This is a genomic window from Moorella mulderi DSM 14980, assembly GCF_001594015.1.
Taxonomy (GTDB): Bacteria; Bacillota; DSM-521; order Neomoorellales; family Neomoorellaceae; genus Neomoorella; species Neomoorella mulderi.
Window position 1 is genome coordinate 21,242 of sequence record NZ_LTBC01000011.1, and the last position, 23,213, is coordinate 44,454.

Consider the following 23,213-nt stretch of genomic DNA (forward strand, 5'->3'; position numbering starts at 1 on the left):
CAGGAAGCCCGATTTGTCAAGATAGACCTCCGGGGTACCTGGGTGGGGGGTTACAGTAACTTCCGGCGGTAAAAAGCCCGGCGGGCCAGGAACCTTTTGCCTACCATGGCGGCCCGGTCATCCAAAAAACAGAACAGCGAGTAACCAACGGGCAGGGATGACCCTTTCGTTTTTTGTTCCTGGAACTGCTTTTATGTTATCATTATAGAAGAACTGTTAAGAGCATTTCCGGCCTGATATTTGCTGCCTGATTATATTTTTCCTGGAGGAATATGGAGTGGAGCTTTATGGGCATAACCGTCAGAGAGGCTTTAAAGCTGGGAGGCCTGCAGAGGGCTACCCTGGTGGCTGGCGAAGCAGGGCTAGATAATGTTATTAAATTTGTAGATATCCTGGAGATACCCGATCCGCGCGGGTGGCTCAGGCCCAACGAATTTATTATTACAACAGGATATGCATTAAAGAACGACCTGGAAGCGCAGTTGAATCTTTTACGGGAGCTGGCAAGGGCGGGTGGAGCCGGCCTGGCCATGAAATTCGGGCGGTTTATCGGCGCTGTTCCGGAGGAAATGTGCCGCCTGGCCGGCGAGTTAAAGCTGCCCTTATTGAGTGTGCCTGATGACGTCCCGTATGTGGATATCACCAATCCACTGATGGCGGCCATTGTCAATGAACAGGCAAGGCAGCTTGAGTATTCGGAGAAAGTCCACCGTAGACTTACCCAGGTGGCCCTGGAGGCCAGCAATCTCCAGGCCGTAGCCACAGCCCTGGCCGCCCTGGTGGAGCGGGAAGTAGTTATTTGCAATGAGGAATTCAAGCCTCTGGCAGAGGCGGGTAAGGGCCCATCTTCGGAAACCTTTCAACTGCCGCCTGAAGAAGCCAAACGGCTCAATTTGACGCCAAAAGCGGTAGAAGTAGCCCTCTGGTACAAAGGGACACGGCGGCGGTATTTTGCCTCTCCCGTTGACGTTAGGGGCCGGCGTTATGGCTACGTAATGGTAGAAGGGCAAACGCCCTTGAGCGAACTAAACCATATCGCCCTGGAGCATGCCGTGACGGTAACTGCCCTGCAAATGGTCAAGGAAGAAGCTGTGGCCGAAGTCCAGCGGAGCCTGCGACGTGATCTACTGGAGGACCTGATAGCCGGGGCCTTTCGCCATCGCGAGCTGGCCGTCAGCCGGGCTGAAGCCCTGGGTATTTTTCTAGAGGAACCCAAGGTGATCATGGCCATCGACATAGATGATTTTAGCGGTTATCTCTTGTACCGGCCCGGAGCCTATGAAACAAACGCTGAAAAGCTAAAACGCAATTTTCACCGGGCAGTAAATTTCTGCCTTGCGGCCTTCGAACGGCGGGTTTTAACGGTCCAGCGCAGCGACAGCGTTGTAGCCATCTTACCGGCGTCAGCGGAGGAAGGGCAAGCCAGGGAGGGCTGGAGCAAATTAAGAATTAAGCTCCAGGAACTGGCTATGAAAATTCAACAGCAAATTGGCAGGGAGTTGAACGGCGTAACTGTTTCCGTGGGTATAAGCTCTGTAGCCCAGGACCCTATGGATATCAGCAAGCGCTACCAGGAGGCGCGCAACGCCATAAGGACGGCCAGGCTTATCAAAGGAAGAGGCGCCATAGCGTTCTGGGAGGATGTAGAATTATACCATGTTTTGGGGCAATCGGGCCAGGCCCTGGCCAGGTTTTACCACTCGCTCCTGGGACCGCTGGATCGCCCGGAAGTCAAAAACCGTGAGGTCCTGCTGGAAACTTTACGCGTTTATCTCGAGTCTCAGGGAAACGTAATGGCTTCAGCCGAAAAGCTGTACGTCCACCGCAATACCTTGCGTTACCGCTTGCAGCGAATTGAAGAACTTCTCGGGCGTGACCTGGATTCGCCTGACGAAAGGCTTGCCCTCTGGCTGGCCCTCAAGGCCCGGGCACTCCTCAAATCTGAAAAATAAAATTGTGCTGGTTGCATAAAAATGAACCCGCTATATTCATACCGCTTGGCCATAGATACCAGGCGGTTATTTTTATATAATCTCGCATCAGGTATTATGTTGAGCATTATCGAGGAGGCTTTAACGTGCTGGCAGTTATTCGTGTCCTCACTACCCAGGACGAAAATTTACTGAATGCCCATGGGCGCATAATCACGGCAAAATACGGGCTGCCGACCCGGAGCTACTGTATACCTGACCAGCCCGAGGGCATATATAATGAAGAAACTGAAAGAATTGCCGTCCCCAAGATAGTGCGCCTGGCCCGCCAGGCGGAGGAAGAAGGGGCTAAGGCGATCTTTATAAGCTGTGCGGCCGACCCGGCCCTGCAAGAGGTGCGGGCAGAATGCAAAATACCTGTTATTGGTGCCGGTTCAGCGGCCGCGGCCGTAGCACTGGCCCTTGGCAGGAGGATTGGCGTATTAAACCTGACCGAGGCTACTCCGGCGGCGGTAGCTGCCGTCCTCGGCGCCCACATGGTTGCCGAAGCCAGGCCGGAGGGGGTGAAAAATACCAGGAATCTGCTGACCCCGGCGGGTAAAGAAAAAGCCGTTAAGGCTGCCGGGGAACTGGTTAGTAAAGGGGCCGACGTCATTGTTTTCGCCTGCACGGGTTACTCTACCATCGGCCTGGCCGGGGAACTCAGAGGACGCCTGGGGGTAAGGATTGTGGATGCCGTGGAAGCCGGCGGAGTGGTTGCCAGGTATACTTTACAAAATTAGCAAGGGAGAAGGGAAATTATGGAACAAAAATTGTTAACAGAAAAACATCCCCGAGCTTTTGAACCCGTCGTTCTTATTTTAAATATTATTCTTTCGGTTATCGGTGCAATTATTGGCCTGCAAATATTAACAACCCTTGGGGTGACCCCGAATACTTCCATTATCGGCGTGCTGGTGGCTATTGCCCTGTCCCGGATTCCGGCAGGGTGGCTGGCCAGATACCGATCCATTCACCGCCAGAATCTGGTCCAATCGAATATCTCCAGCGCTACCTTTGGTGCGGCCAATTCTTTGCTGCTTCCGATAGGTATTCCTTACCTGTTTGGCCGGCCCGACCTGGTTGTCCCGATGCTGATTGGTGCGACCATGGGCATGCTTATTGACCTGGCCATGTTGTACTGGTTCTTCGATTCCCGTGTTTTCCCCGGCAAAGCGGCCTGGCCGCCCGGAGTGGCTGCAGCCGAAGCCATCTACGCCGGCGACGAAGGCGGCAGGAGGGCCTGGCTCCTGGTCTGGGGGACTATCATCGGTGTTATCGGCTCCTACTTCAAGGTTTCCATGTCCGCTTTTGGCGTGGCCTTTATCGGCAATGTCTGGGCCCTGGCCATGTTTGGCATTGGCCTGCTGCTCAGGGGTTATTCTACCACCCTTTTTGGCGTGGATATCAACAAGCTCTATATTCCCCACGGGATGATGATCGGTGCTGGCCTGGTGGCAGGCATCCAGATCCTCATCATTCTCCTTAAGGGAAGAAAAGAAGGAACGGGGCCTGCAAGCGCTGCTGCCCCCGGCGATTACACCCGGAGCGAAAAACAGGTCAGTAAAGGTTTAGTTCGCGGTTTTGGCCTTTATATAGCTGCCGCCCTTATTTTGGCCTTCCTGGGCGGCCTCTACACGGAAATGCCGGCCTGGCAGCTTGTTTTCTGGGCCATCTTTGCTGCCGTTTCCTGTATCCTGGCGGAATTCATCGTTGGCCTTTCCGCCATGCACGCCGGCTGGTTCCCGGCTTTTGCTACGGCACTGATTTTTCTCGTTCTAGGTATGGCCCTGGGGTTCCCGGCCCCGGCCCTGGCCCTGCTGGTGGGATTTGTCGCCTCGGGGGGACCGGCCTTTGCCGACGCCGGCTATGATTTGAAGGCCGGCTGGATCTTGAGGGGTGAGGGACGTAACCGCGACTTTGAGCTGGAAGGGCGCTGGCAGCAGTTCTTGGCCGGCCTGGTAGGGCTGGCGGTGGCCTGGGTAATGGTCACCTTGTTCCATGATATATATTTCCGCCAGGATTTGTTCCCTCCCGTCGACCGGGTGTATGCGGCTACCATTAAGGCGGGCGTAGACGCTGCTATCATCAAAAACCTGGCGCTGTGGGCCATTCCCGGAGCCCTCATCCAGGCCCTGGGCGGCTCCGAAAGACAGATAGGGATAATGTTAGCTACCGGTCTCTTAATCCTCAATCCTCTGGCGGGTTATGCCGTGCTGGCCGGCATTATTATCCGCGTCCTGGTCCTCAAGTTTATGGGCCAGGAAGCCGAAACGCCCATGACCATTCTGGCCGCCGGTTTTATCGCCGGCGATGCCCTCTATGGCTTCTTCAACTCGGTATTCAAGGCTAAATGGAAGTAATGAGGGGGGGGACCCGGCAATGGACCTGAAGATGACGCTAGATTACGAAGTTATGGAAGCGGCTGTGCTGGGCGGGGCTGTTCTGGGGGGCGGCGGTGGCGGTTCCATGGAGCTGGGACGCCAGGCCGCCCGCCTGGCTCTAGAACTGGGCACCCCCGTATTAATACCAATTGAGGCCCTTCCTGACGACGCCGTGCTGCTTACCGTTTCGGCTGTTGGAGCGCCGGCGGCCAAGACGGCCTTTGTCAAACCGGTGCATTATATACGTACCGTGGAGCTGTTCAGCAAATATACAGGGGAGAAGATTCACGGTTTAATTACCAACGAATGTGGCGGCCTGGCCAGCGTCAACGGGTGGCTGCAGGCCGCGGCCCTGGGCATACCCGTGATCGATGCCCCCTGTAACGGCAGGGCCCATCCCACCGGGGTCATGGGCTCCATGGGCCTGCATAAAGTTTCCGGGTATATCTCCCGGCAGGTGGCAGCCGGCGGCAATCCCCAAACCAATAGCTATATTGAGGTTTTTGCCAGCGGTTCCCTGGAGGCAACCGCCAGTATGGTCAGGGAGGCTTCAATACAAGCCGGCGGGCTGGTGGCCGTAGCCAGGAATCCGGTTACGGCAGGGTATGCGAAGGAAAATGCTGCCCCCGGCGCCATTGGCAGGTGTATCGCTGTGGGCAGAGCCATCCTGGCCAATCGCGCTCAGGGCCCCCTGCCGGCAATCGAAGCGGCAGCGGAAGTTCTAGGCGGTGCCGTCGTTTTTACCGGCAAAGTAGCCGCCGTCAGCCTGGAGACCACCGGCGGGTTTGATGTTGGTAAAGTGGTAGTCCAGAGCGAACGGCAGCTGGCGGAACTCACCTTCTGGAACGAATATATCACCCTGGAAATAGATAGCGAAAGGAAAGGCACTTTTCCAGACCTGCTGGCAACTATGGACCTCAATAGCGGCCTGCCCCTGTCTTCGGCAGAAGTGCAGGAAGGGCAGGAGATAGCCATTTTGCACGTCCACCGTGACGAACTGATTCTGGGAAGCGGCATGAAGGACCCTGCCCTTTTTCATGTAGTAGAAAAGGCTACCGGTAAAAAAGTAATCAAATACGTATTCGCTGGAGGAGAGGTGCAACAGGATGGCTTTTAAGCAGGTAATGGAAGTATATGAACTCCTTGATAGCGCTTATGTTGACGGTTATGAGGTGGCCGGCTTACTTAAAAAGGCCGGCCTGGAAGACGTAGAGGTAAAGCGGATTGCCGGCGCCAAGGGCTCTACGGACTTTATCAAGGTCAAGGTACCGGGGAGCAATGGTAAGGTTAAAGGCGGCAGCGCGCCGACCCTGGGGATAATCGGCCGGCTGGGTGGCCTCGGCGCCAGGCCGGAAAGGATAGGTTTTGTGTCCGACGGTGACGGCGCCCTGGCTGCGGTAGCTATCGCCTTGAAACTGGGGGCTATGCAGAAGAAGGGGGATATACTGGCCGGGGATGTGATTATTGCTACCCATATCTGCCCCAATGCGCCGACCAGGCCTCATGATCCAGTGCCCTTCATGGATTCGCCGGTTGACATTGCCGCAATGAACCGCCATGAAATCGACCCGGCCATGGACGCCATTCTTTCCATTGATACAACCAAAGGCAACCGGGTTATCAATCACCGCGGTTTCGCTATCTCGCCGACGGTTAAAGAGGGGTATATCCTGCGGGTTAGTGAAGACCTGCTTGACCTGATGCAGATTGTAACCGGCAAGTTACCGGTAGTCTTCCCGGTTACTACCCAGGACATTACGCCCTACGGCAACGGCCTTTATCACCTGAACAGCATTTTGCAACCTTGCGTAGCCACGGCGGCGCCGGTAGTGGGGGTGGCCATTACAGCCGAAGTGCCGGTCCCGGGCTGCGCCACCGGCGCGAGTCACCTGGTAGATATCGAGGCTGCCGTTCGCTTCTGTATCGAAGTGGCCAAGGCCTTTGGCCAGGGTAAGTGCCGCCTCTACGATGAGGAAGAATTTGAGCGCCTGAAGGCCCTTTACGGCCCCATGGACCACCTGCAGACCCTGGGTAAAAGCTAAAGTATGCTCGCGCAATTAACGGGTTACCGTCCCGGAGGGTAGTTGAAAAGACCTGTGGCAGTACAGCAAGACTGGTAGAGCATGCGCCCGGAGCCGCAGGGTATTACCGGCACCGGGCCTGTGCCTGGAAAAAGGGCAAGGGAGGGGTCCTGGAATGGGACGAAAAGTAGGCGCTATTACCATCGGGCAGTCGCCCCGCGTCGATGTCGTACCGGAAATAGAGGCAATTCTTGGGGACAGAATAGAAATAATAGAAGCGGGAGCCCTTGACGGCTTAAGCCATGAAGAAATAGCAGCCCTGGCGCCGGGACCGGGGGATTACGTCCTGGTGACCAGGTTGCGGGACGGCACTCCGGTAAAGATTGCCGAGCATCATATCTTACCGTTAATGCAGGCCCGGATTGACGAGGTGGTTGCGGAGGGCGCCGAGGCTGTCTTATTGCTGTGCACAGGGGAATTTCCTCCTTTTTCCTGCCAGCGGTTGATTCTGCAGCCCCAGCTAATCCTGCGGCATTTTACCGCTGCCGTCGCGGCTGGACGACGGCTGGGGATAATAGTTCCTGATCCGGGCCAGGTAGAGCAGGCCAGGGTGCGCTGGGCCGGGCTGGGGAACGACCTGGCAGTAGAAGCCGCTTCGCCCTACGGACCTGTAGAGGCCATTTGGCAGGCAGCCGCCAGGTTACAGGAGTGGCAGGCGGAATTGATTGTCCTTGATTGCATGGGATTCAATGTGGATATGAAAAAGGAAATCAAGAAGCGTACCGGCATTCCAACCATACTGCCGCGCACGGTTGCCGCGCGTTTCATTTTGGAATTATTATCCTGAGGGGGCGGCCGGCTTGCAAGACCTGAAAACAGTAGCCAGGGAGCTTTTGCGCACCAATATGGCTTTAAAGCCGGGCGAAACTTTGCTGGTGGTGACCGATACGGCAACGAGCACTATTGGCGAAGCGATTTTCCAGGCCGGTGAAGAAAGCGGCGCCCTCGCGGCACTTATCAAGATGCCTCCCACGGACAGGCCCGGAGCCGAGCCGCCCCCGCCCGTGGCGGCGGCTATGGCCAGGGCCGACGTGGTTATTTGTCCTACCAGGAATTCCTTAACCCATACCCAGGCCCGGATAAAGGCCTGCCAGGCCGGGGCGCGGGTGGCTACCATGCCCGGTATTACCGAGGATATGTTTTTTGCCGGGGCGGTGGCGGCCGACTATGAACAGGTGGCCCGGCGGGCTACAGAACTTGCCCGGCTGCTTACAGAAGCCAGGACTGCCGTTTTGGTGAAAGATGGCCTGGAATTGCAGCTTTCCCTGGCCGGGCGCCGGGGTATAGCCAGTACCGGCTTGTACCGCCGGCCGGGTGAAGCGGGTAATTTGCCTTCCGGCGAGGCATACATCGCCCCCCTGGAGGGAAGCGCGGAAGGGGAAACGATTATTGACGGTTCCGTGGCTGGTATCGGCCAGCTGCGGAGCCCTGTCAGAGTAACTATTCGCCGGGGAATTTTAACGGCTGCTCAGGGGCCGGAAGGGCAGCGGCTGCTGGAGCTATTGGGGAGTGCTCCTGAAGCCAGAAACGTGGCCGAACTGGGCATAGGCACCAATGACCGCGCCAGGGTTTCAGGCAACATATTAGAAGACGAGAAGGTATACGGGACCGTTCATCTTGCCTTTGGTAATAATACGACCTTTGGCGGCACGGTCAGGGCAGGGGTGCATATTGACGGTGTTATTATGGCTCCCGACCTGTACCTGGACGGGAAACTGGTCGTTTCTCAAGGAAAAATCATAGTTTAATGTTTGTCCAACCTTGCAACCCGCCTTGACAGGCGGGTTATAGTATAATGTAACCACAAGTTGCCGGCCTTCTCCAGGAGGATTCAATCACCGGGTGGCGAATATATCCCTTTTGTAACCTCAAGGGAAGAAGGGATCTTTTTTGTTGCGCTGGCGTTACCAGCCAGTCCTCTGGGCGGTGCTGATTATCGCTACCCTGGCCGCCGGGGTGGTAATTACGAACCGTGTGCGCCTGGAAGAAGCCAACCGGACGGTTACCCTGGCGGTTGACTTCCAGCAGGTGCAAAAATTAGCCCAGTGGAGTGGTTTGACTACCAGGGAAACTCTCAGCCGTTTGCAGCAGCAGGGAGCCAACGCTGTCCTTTTTAAGGAGCAGACCGTAGAGGATCTCCAGCAGCAGGTCTGGGTCCGGCCGGGAAGTGAGGCTGTCCTATCCTTCCCGGCTGCAGTGCAGAAAGAAGTGCGCCCCGAGTATACCTACCTTTTTACCAGCGACAGGGAACTGGCGCAGCGCCTGGAACTGCAGCTGGAAAATAAAATCCCCGGCGAGGTGCAGGTGCTGGCCGGCAGCGACTTCATAGCCCTGGGTATACCCCTCTCCATGGCAGAGCTAAAGGAAGTGGGCCTGGGCTTCCCGGACCGGGAGATGGCCATGGCGCGGGAACTGGGCCTGTTGCTCGTTCCCCAGGTACGGTGGTGGTATGGCGCCAACGCCGCTTCCCTGGCCGCCACTTTAAGGCCCCTGCTGGCCTACCAGGATAGCATCGTGGCTTTGCTTTTCAATGATAAGAGCCTTCCCGGTTATCCCCATTACCTGTCTAACCTGGCGGCCCAGGTAGAGCAGCTCAAAGTCCCGGTGGGCCTGATCGAATTTTCCCCGCAGCAGGGCCTCAGCCAGCTGGTTATGCTTCTGGATAAAAGGGCCGTCCGGGTGCACAGTATCAGTGTGGATGAAATGGCCGGTCTAACCCCGGCGGCGGCCCTGGAGCGCCTGGAGCTGGCAGCCAGGGAAAGGAATATCCGCGTCCTCATTGCCCGTTTTAAGTTTGCCCCGGGATCGACAAACTGGCTGGAAGATAACCTCCGTTACGTGGGGGAATTAAGAAAAGTAATCCTGGACGACGGCCTGACCATAGGCCGCGCGGAGCCCTTTTTACCTTTTCCTTTTTCACGCCTGTGGCTGTATTTAACCGGCCTGGGTGTCCTGGCCGCCGGGGTGCTTTTAATGATGGAGTTTGGTTTACCCCGCCTGGGTTTAGCTTTAGGTTTCCTGGGCCTTGTGATCTGGACGGCGACCCTGGGGCTGAATCACCAGGTGCTTATGGCCCGCAAGGTAATGGCCCTGGGAGCGGCCATTATTTTTCCCACCCTGGCCGTGCTTACGGCCTGGACCCCGCTATCGCGCAGTTTAAAGGCCGCGATAGCTGTTACCATGCGCACAGCCTTGATCTCTTTCTTGGGGGCGTTGTCTATTGCTGCCATCCTGGCCGATAATACCTTTATCTTAAAGATTAATGAATTCAGCGGCGTTAAAATTGCCTTTGTCGCTCCCTTGTTTTTGTTTACGGCGGCCGTGATTATCCGGCAGGAGGGACGGCGGGCCGGTGCTACCGTGCAGAACTGGCTTGATACCGGCCTCACTGTGAAACTGGTACTCCTGGCTGCAGTGGTGGCCGCTGCCGGTGTTCTTTACCTCAGCCGCAGCGGTAATGAAGGGGTGGGGCTGTTACCTTTTGAAGGGCAGATGCGCTCTTTTCTGGGGAACGTTTTACTTGCCCGGCCGCGGACCAAAGAGTTCCTCCTCGGTTACCCCTTTTTGCTTTTAAGCTTGAGCCTTGGCTACCGGCATCGCTTTTTGCTCTACTGGCTCCTGGGCCTGGTGGGGCAGATCTCCCTTGTTAACACCTTCTCCCATATCCACATCCCCTTCCTTATTTCGTTATTACGGACCTTTAACGGCCTGTGGCTGGGGCTTCTGATTGGTTTGCTGCTGGTTATAGCCGTAAGACTGGGGGCGGCAAGTTTAAGGAGGAACAGGGCGTGGCCAGGGTAGTTATCTCCGGCTATTATGGCTTCCAGAACGCCGGGGATGAAGCCGTCCTTTACAGCATGGTCCAGGCCCTGCGTTCCTTTGTCCCCGGTTTGGAAATCACTGTTTTATCTCACTGCCCGGAGCAAACAGCAGCGAGTCTGAACGTTGATGCGGTAAACCGCTGGCAGCTGGCGGCGGTAGCCGGGGCCATGCGCCAGGCCGATCTGGTTATCAGCGGCGGTGGCAGTCTCTTCCAGGACGTTACCGGATGGAAGAGCCTTCTCTACTACCTGGGCGTGGTGGTCCTGGCCCGGCTGCTGCGCAAGCCGGTAGTGGTCTATGCCCAGGGCCTGGGACCCTTAAAGCGCTCGTGGAGCCGCCGGCTGGCCGGCAGGGTCTTAAATAGCGTCCAGTTGATAACCTTGCGGGACAGTGAGTCCCGGCATCTCCTGGAGGAACTCGGGGTGAGACGGCCGCCAGTCTATGTTACGGCCGACCCGGTTCTGGGCCTGGAACCGGAGAACCTGGATTTACAACCCGGGCAGGAAAAATGGCAGGAGTTGGGATTGGCTGGCCCGGTTGTTGGTATTTCTGTCCGCTCCTGGCCAGGGGCCGGGAACTGCTGGCCGGCCCTGGCCAGGGTGGCCGATGACCTGGCGGCCGGCGGGTGGCAGGTTTTATTTTTACCTTTCCACTTTCCCGCCGATGTCGACGCCTGCCGCCAGGTGGCCCGGCTGATGCATCAGCCGGCAGCAGTTTTAAGGGAAAATTTGGACCTGGCGACCATTATGGGCCTGATGAGCCGGCTGCAATTTTTAATTGGCATGCGCCTCCACGCCCTGATCCTGGCAGCAGTCATGGGGGTGCCCTTCCTGGCCCTGCCCTACGATCCCAAAGTGGCTGCCTTTGCCCGGCTGGTGGAGCAGCCGGCCGTAGGTTCCCTAGCAGGAGTAACCTGTATGAGCCTCACGGCGGCAGTCCAGGAGGCCCTGGCGCGCCGGGAGGAACACGGCCAGAAGGTCAGGGCAGCAGCGGCCGAACTGCGGCCCCGGGCCCTGGATACCGCCCGCCTGGTTGTAGAGTACCTGAGGAAAGGAGCCATAGGTGGCTGACAGCCAGATAAAATGGCAACAAAAAGTAACGGCAAGTATGCCCGGGTACCGGCAGGGACACCGGTGGCCCGCATGGCCAGGGCGGCGAGCATCGTCCTGCTCTTGAACCTGTTGAGCCGGGTGCTGGGTTTTGTCCGCGATGCCAGCATCGCCGCCCGTTTTGGCGCCGGCCCGGCAACCGACGCTTACCTGGTAGCCTATACCATCCCTTATTTTCTCCAAACCATCCTGGGGATGGCCTTTGTCACGGTGATGGTGCCGGTAGTGACTGCTTACCTGGTCCGGGATGACCGCGACCAGGGCTGGGCGGTAGCCAGCGCCGTCGGCAACTGGACGTTTTTAATCATGGCCCTGCTGGCGGTTGCCGGCGCCGGCCTGGCTCCCTGGCTCGTCCAGGTCCTGGCCCCGGGATTTGCGGCGCCTGTTTATGACCTGACGGTGAAACTTACACGAATCATGTTCCTCTCCCTCCCCTTTATGGGCACAGGGATGCTCATCAGCGGCATTTTAAACGCCGGCTATATCTTTACTTCCCCGGCCCTGGCACCGGCGGTCAGCAACCTGGTGATTATTGCTACGGTTGTCTTCGCCGGGCAAGCCTTTGGCATCACCGGGCTGGCGGTAGGGACGGTCTTAAGTTTTGTCGCCTACATGGCAATCCAGCTTCCCGACTTACCGCGCTTGCAGTTTCGTTATACCTGGCGCTTGCTGGCCCATCACCCGGCAGTCCGCCAAATCGGCCGCCACCTGCTGCCGGTTTCTCTAAGCCTGGCGGTGGTCCAGCTGTACCTGGCCACGAACCGCTTTTTTGCCTCCCAGCTGGTACCGGGAAGCATTACGGCCCTGGACTTTGGTAATCGCCTGGTAACTTTACCCCTGGGTATCTTCGTAGCCAGCGTCACCACAGCTATTTTTCCTTCCCTGGCCGAGCAGGCGGCCCGGCAGGAACGCCGGGAAATGGCCCACCTGGTGGACCGGGGCCTGGGCCTGGTGGCCCTGACTATCCTGCCGGCGGCCGCCGGGCTGATAGCCCTGCGGGAACCCCTGGTACGCCTGGTCTTCCAGCGGGGGGCCTTTGATCCCCGGGCGACGGCCATGACGGCGGTGGCGGTTTTATTTTATTCCCTGGGCCTCCTGGCCCAGGCCATGCATCCCATCCTGACCCGGGCCTTTTATGCCCTCCAGGATGTAGGCGTGCCGGTAACGACTGGCCTTTTCTCCGTGGCATTAAATATCCTTTTCAGCTACCTGCTGGTACCGTACCTGGGGCACGGCGGCCTGGCCCTGGCCAATTCCCTGGCAGCCAGCCTTTATGCCCTGATGCTTTACCTGGCCCTGTACCGGCGCCTGCCGGAGTTAAAGGCGGTTACCCTGCTGGGGACTATGTTGCGCACCGGCCTGGCGGCCCTGGGCATGGGCCTGCTGGTCTGGCTGGCCGGGAGGGGCCTGGCTGTTTTTGCCTGGTCACAGCCCCTGCTGGGATTACTAATCCGGTTAACCGGGTTAATAGCCACCGGGGTTTTCATCTTCTGGGGCCTGGCCCGGCTATTACGGGTTGAAGAAGTTAATTTCATCAGCGCCATGCTCCGCCGCCGGCTGCAAAGGGTTTTTTAGACAAGCAGGAATACAGGGATAAATGGCGAATAAAACCAGTAATATTGTCCAAAACAAATGACCTAAAAGAGAAGTGACGTCATGGACTTGACCGCCATTCAGAAAGTGTTACCCCATCGCTATCCATTTTTGCTGGTTGACCGGATGCTGGCAGTAGAGGCAGGCCGGCGGGCCGTAGGACAAAAAAACGTCAGCGGCAACGAATGGTATTTTAGCGGCCATTTTCCCGGGCAGCCGGTGATGCCGGGAGTCTTAATCATGGAAGCTCTGGCTCAGGTCGGGGCGGTGGCCCTTTTGAGCCTCCCCGAATTCCAGGGGCGGGTGGTCCTTTTTGGCGGCATGGACAGGGTTCGTTTCCGCCGCCAGGTAGTCCCCGGCGATGTTTTACGGCTGGAGACGGAGATTATCAAACTGAAGGGCCGGGCGGGTAAAGGCTACGGCCGCGCCTGGGTGGGGGAAGAGCTGGCGGCTGAAGGCGAGCTGCTCTTTGCCGTGGGCGACAGGATAGAGTAGGGGAGCTATGTCGGAGGAACCCCTCATGGTGATGAGCCGCCACCAGCGAGGGCATGAAAATGCCTGGCTGGCATTTGTCGGAAGCGAGCTTTTACCGCGTGGCGAAGCAGCCCGGGCGAAGCCGAGGGATGATAAGCGGGGCCAAGGACAGAGAGACCTTTGCCCGGCCTCTGAGGTAAGGATGCCGAATAGGCTGCCCAGCACTCACAGTAACCAAATTACAGCAACCAGTTCTTCGGTTTATGCAGTCGCACTACCTTTGGAGGTACCTGAGTTTAGTGAGTGCTGGCCGCTCCACAAGGGCTTCGGGGCGAGCGAGACAATGCCCGCCTGCGATAGAGTTATTTTCGGAGGAGGAACCGCCGGTGAATATCCTGGCCCTTGCTCTAGCGGGGGTAATTAGTTTTTGGCTTACACCTGTACTTTGCCGGGTGGCGCCCCGCCTGGGGGCTGTCGATAAACCCGATGAGCGTAAAGTTCACCGTACTCTCATGCCCCGGCTGGGAGGTGTGGCCATCTACGCCGGCTTCCTGGCGGCCTTTTACTTATTCGGTTACCATGAAGATAAGTACCTGGGCCTCTTGCTGGGCGGTACCTTTATCATGCTGGTGGGGCTGGTCGATGATATTAAAAATATAAGTCCCAGGCTGAAATTAATGGGTCAAATTGTCGCCGCAGCCATCCTGGTAGCCTTCGGCGTGCGGGTGGAATTTCTCACCAACCCCTTTGACGGGCTTTTTATCCTGGGCAAACTGGCCATTCCCGTAACTATTTTTTGGGTAGTAGGCGTTACCAATGCTTTAAACCTGGTGGACGGCCTGGATGGCCTGGCCGCCGGGACTTCCTTTATCGCTGCCGTGACCATTGCCGTGGTGGCCTGGCTTAACGGGGAAGTGGTTGTAGCCCTTCTTTCCCTGGCCCTGGCGGCCAGTGTGCTGGGCTTTCTGCCCTTTAACTTTCACCCGGCACGGATTTTCATGGGCGACAGCGGCTCCATGTTTTTGGGCTTCAACCTGGCGGCCCTGGCTACCATCGGCCTGACCAAGAGCGCGACAGTGGTTTCCCTGTTTGTGCCGGTAGTCATCTTAGGTTTGCCCATCCTGGACACCACCCTGGCCATTATCCGGCGCTTTCTCAACCACCGGCCCATCTTTGCCCCCGACAAAGGCCACCTGCATCACCGCCTGCTGGCCCAGGGTTTAACCCAGCGTCAGGCCGTCGGTGTCATCTACCTGGTGGATGCCTGCCTGGGGGGTAGTGCCGTGCTCCTTACCAGGCTGGCCACGGATCAGGGCATGCTTATCCTGGTGGGCCTGGCAGTAATAATCCTGGTGGGCTGCGATAAACTAGGAATTCTTGGCAGAAGGCATCTTACCAGGGTTAAAGCCCGGCACAATTCTTTGCACATACTGTAGGGACGAGGTGATGGCTGTGCGCAACTACTATTTACTCGTTGTTATTCTCCTCCTGGCTTTTGCCCTGGGCCTGGCGGGCAGCGCGGGTGCGACGGCCCCTACGGCCGGGCTGCAGGCCGACCCGGTGGTTACCCGCAGCTACGTCCAGGAAGCCGTCGACAGCCGCCTGGTACCACTGCAGCAAGAAATCGAACGGGCGCAGCAACGCCTGGCCGCCTTGCAACAACGGGTAAATAACCTGGTGCGGTAGGAGCGGTACACACTGGCTTTTGTTGGGAACGAACGAAAAAAAAGCCGGCCTGATGGATTGAAGGTCCGGGCTGCAGTTTTTAACTGCGGCCTTTTTGCATTTATGGAGCTTATTGGGAAATAATACGGAAATGAAGTCTTGGAGTAACGGGGGAATGCAGATGAACGACTTGCTTATTGAGGCGCTCTTAATCCTGGCTTTTATCGTGGCCGGCATTGGCCTCCTTTTTTATCTCCACAAGCGAGAATTACTTTAAACTTACTTAAGTTAGGGGGTTCAATTCGTGGAGTACCTCGAGGTATTTCTCCAGACCATCCTGGCCTTTGCGGCCATCCTGATCTACACCCGGATTCTCGGCAAGCAACAGATCGGCCAGCTGACTTTTTTTGAGTACATTAACGGCATCACCTTTGGCAGTATAGCTGCCGTGCTGGCCACCGACATCGAACCCAGGCGTACAGGGATGCACTTCCTGGGCCTTACCCTTTTTGCCTTTCTTACCTGGGTGGCCGGTTATGCCGTTCTGGTCAGCCGGCCGGCCCGCAAGCTTATTTCGGGCGAACCTACTGTAGTCGTGCATAACGGTAAAATCTTGGAAGGAAATATGAAAAAAATGCGGTATAATTTTGATGAGCTGGCTATGCAGTTGCGGCAGAAAAATGTATTTGATATTGCCGATGTTGAATATGCTATTCTGGAGCCTGACGGCGACCTGAGCGTTTTGCTGAAATCCCAGAAACGCCCCCTGACACCGGCCGATCTCCAGCTGCCGACCCAGTACGAGGGGGTAACTACAGAACTGGTTATGGATGGGGAGATCCTCTTCCAGAACCTGAAGCAAAATAACCTGGATGAAAAGTGGCTCATCCAGCAGCTCCAGGCTCAGGGGGTCCAGGATATCAGCCAGGTTGACTATGCCGTTTTAAGGAGCGACGGCTCCCTGTATGTCAATTTGAAAGAAGACGACATCATCAACCCGGTGGATATTACCGACGCCCCGGAAAGCCCGGTGAAGCAGGAGAAGGAAGAACAGGATAGGCCTTAACTACACGGAGGTGGTTGTAATGACCATCAAATTTGGCACCGATGGATGGCGGGCCATCATTGCCGAGGAATTTACTTTTGCCAATGTCCGCCTGGTTACCCAGGCCGTCGCCAATTACTTGCAGGGCGAGAAAGGGCCGGGGGAAGTCGTTATCGGTTATGATAACCGTTTCCTGGCCCCGGAGTTTGCCGCTGCAGTTGCCGAAGTATTGACGGGCAACGGCTTTACCGTTTACCTGCCTTCCCGGGCGGTACCAACGCCGGTAACGGCCTGGGCTATTAAAAAGTATGGGGCATTAGGAGCATTAATGCTTACAGCCAGCCATAATCCTCCTGCTTACTCCGGGCTCAAATTTATACCCGATTATGCCGGGCCGGCCGTGCCGGCCATTACGGAAGCCATTGAAAAAGAAATAACGGCTGTAATGGAAGGGGGTACTATTAAACGCCTGGAACTGGCTGAGGCCCGGCAAAGGGGGCTGGTAAAGGAACTGGACCCCCGGGAAGCCTACCTGGAGTACCTGCAGGGTTTAGTTGATGTGGCAGCCATCAAGCAGGCCAGGTTAAAAATTGTCGTCGATCCCCTTTATGGCGCCGGGATCGACTACCTGGATGAATTTTTGCAGCGGGCCGGCTGCCAGGTACATACCCTGCATAACTACCGTGACCCCCTTTTCGGCGGTTCCCTGCCGGATCCCAGCGCCCGCGGCTTAAGCGAGCTGGCCTGGCAGGTCCGGGAAACGGGAGCCGACCTGGGGCTGGCCCTCGACGGCGATGCCGACCGCTTCGGCGTTGTCGACCGGGACGGCACTTACCTTACGGCCAATGAAATCCTTTACCTGGTCCTGGCTCACCTGCTCTTCCACCGGCAATACCGGGGACCGGTAGCCCGGACGGTAGCTACCACCCATAACCTGGATCGCCTGGCCGCGGCCCATGGCCTGAAAGTTATTGAAACCCCGGTTGGATTTAAATATATCGGCGAGGCCCTGAGGAAGCATGATTGTATCCTGGGGGGCGAGGAGAGCGGGGGATTGAGTATCCGCGGCCACATCCCGGAAAAGGACGGCATCCTGGCCACGGCCCTGGTCGCCGAGCTCCGGGCCGTCCAGGGACGCAGCCTTAAAAGTATCCTGGCGGATTTACAGGAGCGCCACGGCCGGCTGGTCAGCCGGCGGCTGGACCTCAAGGTGGCCCCGGATGTCAAAGCGCGGGTTTTAAAGGAACTGCCGGATTTTACCCCGGCCAAAATTGCCGGCGTCCCGGTGACCGGGCGCCTGGCAGTTGACGGGGTTAAATTCCTCCTGGCTGACAGCAGCTGGGTCTTGCTCCGCCCATCCGGCACGGAACCTCTCCTGCGTTTATATGTGGAGGCACCCGGTGACGAGCGCCTCCATCTCCTCCAGAAAGACATAATTTCCGCCCTTAAGATTTAAAGTATCTGGCATACTCGTCGGCCGAAAGTTCCCGGTAACAGCTGGGACATAATGCCCCTTTACCGGGAACTTCAATGGCATTTTCCAGGCCCAGGCGCTCCATAAAGCTTAAAGAAGCGCCGCAACGCAGGCAGGCATCGCTGGCGGCTGGCATCTGTGTCACCTCCTTTCACCTTAGACAACCCCCGTTGCATAGGATGGAGCAGGGGGTGAGTGACGTGGGCTACCAGGCACCAGTAATCTTGCTGGCAGCTGTTGCTTCCCTGGCCCTGGTTTATGGGTGGTTCTGGTGGCGGCAAAAAGAATTAACCTTAGAGTATCCCTGCCTGGCCCTCCTGGTGGGTAACCAGGAAAAATTTCTAGAAGGTCTCTTGCGCCGGTTTTGGTGGTGGTGCTACTGGTACGGTTCGCCATGGAGGTTAGTGGTAATTACCGATGCTCAGGCAAAGGAGACCCTTGCTATCTTGCGCCATTTTTTTTATCCCTATCCCTTTTTCCGGGTAATTTACGCCCGGGAAGAAGCGCTTTTAACGAGGGAATTTACGGCTGGTGCTGGCGGGCGGCAGGCGCATTTTTTAGATATTCGGACAGAACAAGATTTTAACTCTGCCTGGACCAGGATCTACCGGACCTGCCTAAAAAAATAAATTGACGGAAGGAAAAAATAACCCTCGTGGCGAAATAGACTGCAAGAGTCAAGTTTAAGGAGAGCGGATTCATGGACGAAGGGCGCAGCCGGGAGGGGTGGGTGGCAGGATTAACCCTGGCCGCAGGGGGGGTATTTTTAACCCTCGCAGGTCCACCGGGCCCGGCTGTCTGGTGGGGTTTAAGCTGGAGTATAATTAATGGCCTGGTGCTGGTAACCAGAACCTTTTTTAGGAGCCGGCGGGGGCAGTTCTTCCTCCTGGGAGTCAACCTCGTCCTGGCCGGCAGCTGGTTATTTGTTGGGGGCGGGCCGGGTACCTCTTTTTTTCCTTTTTTGCTGCTTTTGCCCCTCCTGGTGCCCCTTTACCTGGGCCAGAAGCAGGTTGTTGCTGCAGGCCTGGTGATGGTTCTATTTCTTGGGCTGTGCTGGTATATTAAGGCTGGGCTGCCATTAAACAGTCATTCCCTGGCCCTCTGGGGAGGCTGGATTGCCCTAGCAGGCTTTTGCTTTCGCGCCTGGCTCAAAATACTCACTGAAGCCCTTAAGGTATCTTCCCTCCAGGCCGAGGTGGACCACTGGCGTCGTGAATATAAACGCTCCCGTTCCCAGCTGGCTGCTGTGGAGTTAATGGCCGTGACCGACGGCCTGACCGGGGTTTTTAATTATCGCTATTTTGAGCAGAGCCTGGAGCGGTTGTTAAGTCCCCAGCACCAGCTGCGGTCCCTGGCTGTTTTAATGGTGGATATTGATCATTTCAAAGAAATCAACGACTCTTACGGCCACCTGGTTGGTAACCGCGTGCTGACGGAGATAGCGGCCATCTTGAAAGAACACACCCGGGAACAAGATGTTGTCACCCGTTTCGGCGGGGAAGAATTCGCCATTATTTTGCCCGGTACCGACTACCGGGGAGCCCTCCAGGTGGCGGAAAGAATACGCCGGGCCGTAGCCGAACACACCTTCAACCGGGGAGGGCCGCCTGTCCACCTGACGATAAGCACCGGGATGGCTGTCTGGCCGGAAGATGGAGTCCATAAGGAGGAACTGGTCTCCCGGGCCGATCTGGCCCTTTACCAGGCCAAGACCACGGGGCGCAACAGCGTATGCCCGTACCGGCTGCTCAAGGCTGATTCCGGGCCGTAACCCTGGCTAGCCAGACAATGCCAGCCTGTGACAAAGCTATTTTCGGAGTCACCTGAGGTTATTTTCGAGGGAGGGCCGGCCATGACGGTGGCGGGGAGTTATGCCCCGGTTTTTTGCTGGCAGGGGTTTGTGTACCTGGTCTGGGGAGACCGGTCTGGCCGGGTAGGGATCAGCCATAACCCGGGCCTCGACCGTACCTTCTGGCTGCAGCGCGGCTACCGGCAGTTTTCGTTGTTAACACCGCCATTACCCCTGGGTACGGCGGCTTTTTTATGCGACTGGCTGCAGCGCCGCCTGCCTTTAAAAGGAGAACCCCCGCTCCAGCAGGCTGCCGCCCTGGTAAACAGGGGCCGGTTAAAATTAGGCCTACCGCCGTGGGGAGCTCCGGCTAACACCCTGCCCGAACCCAGGCCGGCGCCGGCGGCAGCAGAGCTGGCCCTGGTGCAAAAAAACCTGGCGGGCCGGATCCTCTGGCGGGAAGAAATAGCCCTGGCCCTGGCGGAACATAAAGGGGCCGTGAATACCCCCCTGGAAGACCTCCTCCACTGGCTCTACCTGGCAGGGGAGGTAACTCTCCTGCCGGGAGTTGGTTATGACTCCAATGGTGAGCCCCGCTGCCGGCGTTGTGGCCAGGCCTCCAGGTTATTAAAGGTAGCCTGCGCGGCCTGCGGGAGTGGGGACTGCCTGGTGTGTGAAGGGTGCCTGGCCATGGGGCAGGCCCGCAGTTGCCGGCCTCTCTATGCCCGCCCCTGCCAGGCTCAGGCCGCCCGGGGAAGGCCAACCTTGGATACCCGTCCCCGGCTCAACTTTGCCTTGACACCGGCCCAGGTGGACGCCTACCGGGAAGCAGAAAGCTTTGTTTTCCAGGGGAAGGAAAAGGAGTGTTTACTCTGGGCCGCCTGCGGTGCCGGTAAAACGGAAGTGGCCTGCGGGGCTATTGCCGCCGCTTTAAGCCGGGGTAGAAACGTACTTTATGCCTGCCCCCGCCGGGAGGTGATCCGGGAGCTAGAGGTACGGTTAACCTCTGCCTGGCCGCATCTCCGTATCCTGGCCCTTTATGGCGGCAGTCCCAGTAAATTTGGCGCGGCAGACCTTATCCTGGCTACCACTCACCAGGCCCTGCGTTTTTACCGCCGTTTTGACCTGGTAATCCTGGATGAAGTCGATGCCTTTCCCCTGTCCGAAGACCCCATGCTTTATTATGCGGTTGCCAGGGCCCGCCGGGAAGACGGCCAGACCCTGTTTCTTACGGCTACCCCGCCGCCCGGGCTGGTAGCCCGGCTGAGGCGCCGGCAGGTAAAGGTAATTTACCTGCCGGCCAGGCACCACGGCCATCCCCTACCGGTACCGGAGATCCTCCGGGACCCTTTTTTAAGCCGGCCAGGCGCAAAGCGCCTCCCCCGCTCCCTGGTTAATTGTTTGGACCTGACCCTGGCGGAAGAGGTCCAGCTCATTATCTTTGTCCCGGCTGTTAAACTGGTGGAGGAAGTAGTTGCCTGGCTCTTACAGGAACGGCCGGGACCGGACCCAAACCGGCCCTGGGTACAGGGTTGTTTTGCCGCCCACCCCCGGCGGGATGAAATTATCGCCGCCTTTCGCCGGGAGGAGTTTCCCGTGCTGGTAACGACTACTGTTATGGAGCGGGGGATTACCATTCCCCGCCTCAATGTCCTGGTCCTCTATGCCGATGAAGAAAGGGTTTTTACCGCCAATACCCTGATCCAGATGGCCGGGCGGGCCGGGCGTTCGCCGGCCTACCCCAGCGGCCGGGTATGGTTTCTGGCCAGCCGTATCAGCCCGGCCATGGCCGGGGCCCGACGCCAGATCCAGGAATTTAACGATCTCGCCCGCCGGCGGGGATACTTGCTGGTAAGGGAGAAGTGAGAGGGGGCGCGTTATGCTTCTCTCCTGGCTTTTTCCCCGGGGTAAAGCCTGTGCCTGGTGCGGCCGGCCGGTGCACCAGGGGTTCTTTTGTACCAGCTGCCGGCAGCAGCTCCAGGCCTGGCAGCAGCACTACCATCCCTGCCTTTACTGCGGCCGCCTCCTGCCCCTGGGGAAGCAGGCAGTATGCAGCCAGTGCCGGGAGGAATTGCCTCCCTTCTACAAAGCCCGTGCCGTGGGCCCTTACCAGGGGTTATTAAAAGAAATGATCTGGGCCCTCAAGTACCAGGGCCGCCGCTCCCTGGCTAACCCCCTGGGACGCCTTTTAGCCGGGGTAGTTGTCAGGGAATTGGGGCCGGGGCGTCCCGACCTGGTAATCCCGGTCCCCCTCACCAGCACCCGCCTGCGGGTGCGAACCTTTAACCAGGCTGAACTCCTGGCCCTGGCCCTGGGGCAGGAACTGGGCCTCCCGGTGAATGGTGAGGTAATGTTCAGGGTCAGGGAAACGGCGCCCCAGGTCAACCTTTCCCGGCGCTCCAGGTGGCAGAATTTAGGCGGCGCTTTCCAGGTAACAGCACCGGGTAAAATAACAGGGCGCCGTTTGCTCCTGGTGGACGATGTCCTGACCACCGGGGCAACGGCCAGCGCCTGTACCAATGCCCTGCTGGCTGCCGGAGCGGCTGGTGTGGCTGTAATTACCCTGGCAACGGGCATCGAAAATCTTCCCTGCTTTTCACCATAAACAGCCATAGCGAATACCCGTATCGACAAAATTTTAGGCCTTCCACATTTCCATCCACAGTTACAAAGCAGGGATTGCAACTTATTAACAGGGTTATCCACTTTATCCACAGGTTTGGGGATTAAAAAACAAGCTTACGAAGGCAGGTTTCGACATCCAAAATATGGCAAATTCTGTTTGAGAATGATTTGACAGCCAACTTTAACCATGTTAAGATGGAATTGCTTGAGGGTGCTCCCGGCCTCAAGGGAGAATATTTTAGGAGGAATGTTGACAAGATGTTGGGCAAGGTTAAATGGTTTAGCCCGGAGAAGGGTTACGGTTTTATTGAAAAGGAAGACGGCAAGGACGTCTTCGTGCACTTCTCCGCCATCCAGGGTGAAGGTTTTAAAACCCTGGCTGAGGGCCAGGCGGTGGAATTTGACATTGTCGAAGGACCTCGCGGTCCCCAGGCAGCAAATGTGATTAAACTGTAGCCTACCAGGCCCCGGCTTGTGCCGGGGCCTTGCTGGTATTTTAAAGGGCAGGAGGCAGGAATTTGCCCTCCTGTGGGGAATAATATATAAACGGACCAGAAAGGAGTGCTTTAAAGGGATGGAAATCATCATCCGCGGCAAAAACCTTCCGGTAACCGATGCTTTAAAACAATATATAGAAAAAAGGTTGAGCAAAATTGAACGGTACCTGGAAGGAGTGGATGAGGTCCAGGTTAATCTATCTGTTAATCGTGACTCCCATATTGTCGAAGTGACCATTCCCCTCAACGGCTACCTGCTGCGGGGGGAAGAGGCCACCGGTGACATGTACGGGTCTGTTGACCTGGTAGTAGAAAAGCTGGAAAAGCAAATTGAAAAATATAAAACCAAACTGGCCAGGAAGCTGAAGAACGGCACCTTAAAGGAACTGGTTGCCGGCAATCTTGAAGAAGACACTCCGGAACCGAAATTAATCAGGACCAAGCGTTTTCCCATCAAGCCCATGCCGGTGGAAGAAGCTATCCTGCAAATGAACTTGCTGGGACATAATTTCTTTGTCTTTTCCAATGCGGAAACGGAAGAGGTTAACGTCCTTTACCGCCGCCGGGATGGTAACTACGGTTTAATTGAGCCGGAATATTAATACAACAACTAAAGATATTAGGAGATATTGGGAGAAATTGGTTGTAATCCACCCATATCTCTCTTTTTTTGCCCTTATTTTAT

The 23,213-nt window shown here is 57.1% G+C and carries 22 protein-coding genes; 21 read left to right on the plus strand and 1 reads right to left on the minus strand.

Annotated elements, in window-relative coordinates; translation table 11 throughout:
- The first annotated feature begins 287 nt into the window (after nucleotides 1–287).
- The 15 genes from MOMUL_RS11445 (at nucleotide 288) to MOMUL_RS11515 (ending at nucleotide 17,599) form a co-directional block, all read left to right on the plus strand.
- Nucleotides 288–1,952, plus strand: a complete 1,665-nt coding sequence (locus MOMUL_RS11445) for a PucR family transcriptional regulator (protein WP_153018375.1) — start codon at nucleotides 288–290, stop codon at nucleotides 1,950–1,952.
- A 125-nt stretch (nucleotides 1,953–2,077) separates the two neighbouring features.
- On the plus strand, nucleotides 2,078–2,713 hold the full coding sequence (locus MOMUL_RS11450) for an aspartate/glutamate racemase family protein (RefSeq protein WP_062285058.1): 636 nt from the start codon (nucleotides 2,078–2,080) through the stop codon (nucleotides 2,711–2,713).
- An 18-nt stretch (nucleotides 2,714–2,731) separates the two neighbouring features.
- Nucleotides 2,732–4,333: an OPT/YSL family transporter gene (locus MOMUL_RS11455; RefSeq protein WP_062285060.1), complete on the plus strand. Its 1,602-nt coding sequence runs from the start codon at nucleotides 2,732–2,734 to the stop codon at nucleotides 4,331–4,333.
- Between the two features lie 19 nt (nucleotides 4,334–4,352).
- Nucleotides 4,353–5,471 (plus strand): S-methyl thiohydantoin desulfurase family protein, encoded by a 1,119-nt coding sequence (locus tag MOMUL_RS11460; RefSeq protein ID WP_062285062.1) that lies wholly within the window; start codon nucleotides 4,353–4,355, stop codon nucleotides 5,469–5,471.
- The gene (locus MOMUL_RS11465) at nucleotides 5,461–6,396 is read left to right on the plus strand and encodes a DUF1177 domain-containing protein (RefSeq protein WP_062285063.1); all 936 of its coding nucleotides are present in this window, start codon (nucleotides 5,461–5,463) and stop codon (nucleotides 6,394–6,396) included. The genes MOMUL_RS11460 and MOMUL_RS11465 overlap by 11 nt, the downstream gene beginning before the upstream one ends.
- A gap of 154 nt (nucleotides 6,397–6,550) precedes the next feature.
- Entirely contained in the window at nucleotides 6,551–7,222 is a 672-nt protein-coding gene (locus MOMUL_RS11470) for an AroM family protein (RefSeq protein WP_062285065.1), read from the plus strand.
- 13 nt (nucleotides 7,223–7,235) lie between these two features.
- Entirely contained in the window at nucleotides 7,236–8,183 is a 948-nt protein-coding gene (locus MOMUL_RS11475) for an aminopeptidase (RefSeq protein ID WP_153018376.1), read from the plus strand.
- A gap of 142 nt (nucleotides 8,184–8,325) precedes the next feature.
- Nucleotides 8,326–10,236, plus strand: coding sequence for a DUF5693 family protein (locus tag MOMUL_RS11480; protein ID WP_062285067.1), 1,911 nt, complete (start codon nucleotides 8,326–8,328; stop codon nucleotides 10,234–10,236).
- Entirely contained in the window at nucleotides 10,224–11,327 is a 1,104-nt protein-coding gene (gene csaB, locus MOMUL_RS11485; RefSeq protein ID WP_062285069.1) for a polysaccharide pyruvyl transferase CsaB, read from the plus strand. Before MOMUL_RS11480 ends, csaB begins: the two co-directional genes overlap by 13 nt.
- A gap of 12 nt (nucleotides 11,328–11,339) precedes the next feature.
- On the plus strand, nucleotides 11,340–12,941 hold the full coding sequence (gene murJ, locus MOMUL_RS11490; protein WP_084785616.1) for a murein biosynthesis integral membrane protein MurJ: 1,602 nt from the start codon (nucleotides 11,340–11,342) through the stop codon (nucleotides 12,939–12,941).
- 81 nt (nucleotides 12,942–13,022) lie between these two features.
- The gene (fabZ, locus tag MOMUL_RS11495) at nucleotides 13,023–13,454 is read left to right on the plus strand and encodes a 3-hydroxyacyl-ACP dehydratase FabZ (protein WP_062285070.1); all 432 of its coding nucleotides are present in this window, start codon (nucleotides 13,023–13,025) and stop codon (nucleotides 13,452–13,454) included.
- A 365-nt stretch (nucleotides 13,455–13,819) separates the two neighbouring features.
- The gene (locus tag MOMUL_RS11500; protein ID WP_062285072.1) at nucleotides 13,820–14,869 is read left to right on the plus strand and encodes a glycosyltransferase family 4 protein; all 1,050 of its coding nucleotides are present in this window, start codon (nucleotides 13,820–13,822) and stop codon (nucleotides 14,867–14,869) included.
- 16 nt (nucleotides 14,870–14,885) lie between these two features.
- Nucleotides 14,886–15,119, plus strand: a complete 234-nt coding sequence (locus MOMUL_RS11505; RefSeq protein WP_062285074.1) for a hypothetical protein — start codon at nucleotides 14,886–14,888, stop codon at nucleotides 15,117–15,119.
- Between the two features lie 283 nt (nucleotides 15,120–15,402).
- Complete coding sequence (locus tag MOMUL_RS11510) at nucleotides 15,403–16,164, plus strand: DUF421 domain-containing protein (protein ID WP_062285075.1); 762 nt, start codon at nucleotides 15,403–15,405, stop codon at nucleotides 16,162–16,164.
- Between the two features lie 19 nt (nucleotides 16,165–16,183).
- Nucleotides 16,184–17,599: a phosphoglucomutase/phosphomannomutase family protein gene (locus MOMUL_RS11515; RefSeq protein WP_062285078.1), complete on the plus strand. Its 1,416-nt coding sequence runs from the start codon at nucleotides 16,184–16,186 to the stop codon at nucleotides 17,597–17,599.
- Here MOMUL_RS11515 and MOMUL_RS16690 read toward each other — a convergent pair.
- On the minus strand, nucleotides 17,589–17,753 hold the full coding sequence (locus MOMUL_RS16690; protein ID WP_156272821.1) for a hypothetical protein: 165 nt from the start codon (nucleotides 17,751–17,753) through the stop codon (nucleotides 17,589–17,591). The genes MOMUL_RS11515 and MOMUL_RS16690 overlap by 11 nt on opposite strands.
- Nucleotides 17,754–17,808: 55 nt before the next feature.
- Between MOMUL_RS16690 and MOMUL_RS11520 the strand changes: the two genes are divergently transcribed.
- The 6 genes from MOMUL_RS11520 to hpf all read left to right on the plus strand — a co-directional run bounded on the left by MOMUL_RS11520 (nucleotide 17,809) and on the right by hpf (nucleotide 23,130).
- A complete protein-coding gene (locus MOMUL_RS11520; RefSeq protein ID WP_153018378.1) occupies nucleotides 17,809–18,246 on the plus strand; it encodes a hypothetical protein in 438 nt (145 codons plus the stop codon).
- A gap of 71 nt (nucleotides 18,247–18,317) precedes the next feature.
- Nucleotides 18,318–19,388 (plus strand): GGDEF domain-containing protein, encoded by a 1,071-nt coding sequence (locus MOMUL_RS11525; protein WP_062285082.1) that lies wholly within the window; start codon nucleotides 18,318–18,320, stop codon nucleotides 19,386–19,388.
- A gap of 81 nt (nucleotides 19,389–19,469) precedes the next feature.
- Entirely contained in the window at nucleotides 19,470–21,272 is a 1,803-nt protein-coding gene (locus MOMUL_RS11530) for a helicase-related protein (RefSeq protein WP_062285084.1), read from the plus strand.
- 13 nt (nucleotides 21,273–21,285) lie between these two features.
- Nucleotides 21,286–22,011: a ComF family protein gene (locus tag MOMUL_RS11535; RefSeq protein ID WP_062285085.1), complete on the plus strand. Its 726-nt coding sequence runs from the start codon at nucleotides 21,286–21,288 to the stop codon at nucleotides 22,009–22,011.
- Between the two features lie 278 nt (nucleotides 22,012–22,289).
- Nucleotides 22,290–22,487 carry a cold shock domain-containing protein gene (locus MOMUL_RS11540; protein WP_054936189.1) on the plus strand — a complete coding sequence of 66 codons (198 nt, stop codon included), beginning with the start codon at nucleotides 22,290–22,292 and terminating at the stop codon, nucleotides 22,485–22,487.
- Nucleotides 22,488–22,605: 118 nt separating this feature from the next.
- Nucleotides 22,606–23,130: a ribosome hibernation-promoting factor, HPF/YfiA family gene (hpf, locus tag MOMUL_RS11545; protein WP_062285128.1), complete on the plus strand. Its 525-nt coding sequence runs from the start codon at nucleotides 22,606–22,608 to the stop codon at nucleotides 23,128–23,130.
- The last annotated feature ends 83 nt before the right edge of the window (nucleotides 23,131–23,213 follow it).

Excerpts from the sequence above, each read along its gene's own strand:
- MOMUL_RS11445 (WP_153018375.1), top strand. The coding sequence starts at position 288 with ATGGGCATAACCGTCAGAGAGGCTTTAAAGCTGGGAGGCCTGCAGAGG.
- MOMUL_RS11455 (WP_062285060.1), top strand. The coding sequence starts at position 2,732 with ATGGAACAAAAATTGTTAACAGAAAAACATCCCCGAGCTTTTGAACCC.
- MOMUL_RS11460 (WP_062285062.1), top strand. The coding sequence starts at position 4,353 with ATGGACCTGAAGATGACGCTAGATTACGAAGTTATGGAAGCGGCTGTG.
- MOMUL_RS11465 (WP_062285063.1), top strand. The coding sequence starts at position 5,461 with ATGGCTTTTAAGCAGGTAATGGAAGTATATGAACTCCTTGATAGCGCT.
- MOMUL_RS11470 (WP_062285065.1), top strand. The coding sequence starts at position 6,551 with ATGGGACGAAAAGTAGGCGCTATTACCATCGGGCAGTCGCCCCGCGTC.
- murJ (WP_084785616.1), top strand. The coding sequence starts at position 11,340 with ATGGCAACAAAAAGTAACGGCAAGTATGCCCGGGTACCGGCAGGGACA.
- fabZ (WP_062285070.1), top strand. The coding sequence starts at position 13,023 with ATGGACTTGACCGCCATTCAGAAAGTGTTACCCCATCGCTATCCATTT.
- MOMUL_RS11515 (WP_062285078.1), top strand. The coding sequence starts at position 16,184 with ATGACCATCAAATTTGGCACCGATGGATGGCGGGCCATCATTGCCGAG.
- MOMUL_RS16690 (WP_156272821.1), bottom strand. The coding sequence starts at position 17,753 with ATGCCAGCCGCCAGCGATGCCTGCCTGCGTTGCGGCGCTTCTTTAAGC.
- MOMUL_RS11525 (WP_062285082.1), top strand. The coding sequence starts at position 18,318 with ATGGACGAAGGGCGCAGCCGGGAGGGGTGGGTGGCAGGATTAACCCTG.
- MOMUL_RS11530 (WP_062285084.1), top strand. The coding sequence starts at position 19,470 with ATGACGGTGGCGGGGAGTTATGCCCCGGTTTTTTGCTGGCAGGGGTTT.
- MOMUL_RS11535 (WP_062285085.1), top strand. The coding sequence starts at position 21,286 with ATGCTTCTCTCCTGGCTTTTTCCCCGGGGTAAAGCCTGTGCCTGGTGC.
- MOMUL_RS11540 (WP_054936189.1), top strand. The coding sequence starts at position 22,290 with ATGTTGGGCAAGGTTAAATGGTTTAGCCCGGAGAAGGGTTACGGTTTT.
- hpf (WP_062285128.1), top strand. The coding sequence starts at position 22,606 with ATGGAAATCATCATCCGCGGCAAAAACCTTCCGGTAACCGATGCTTTA.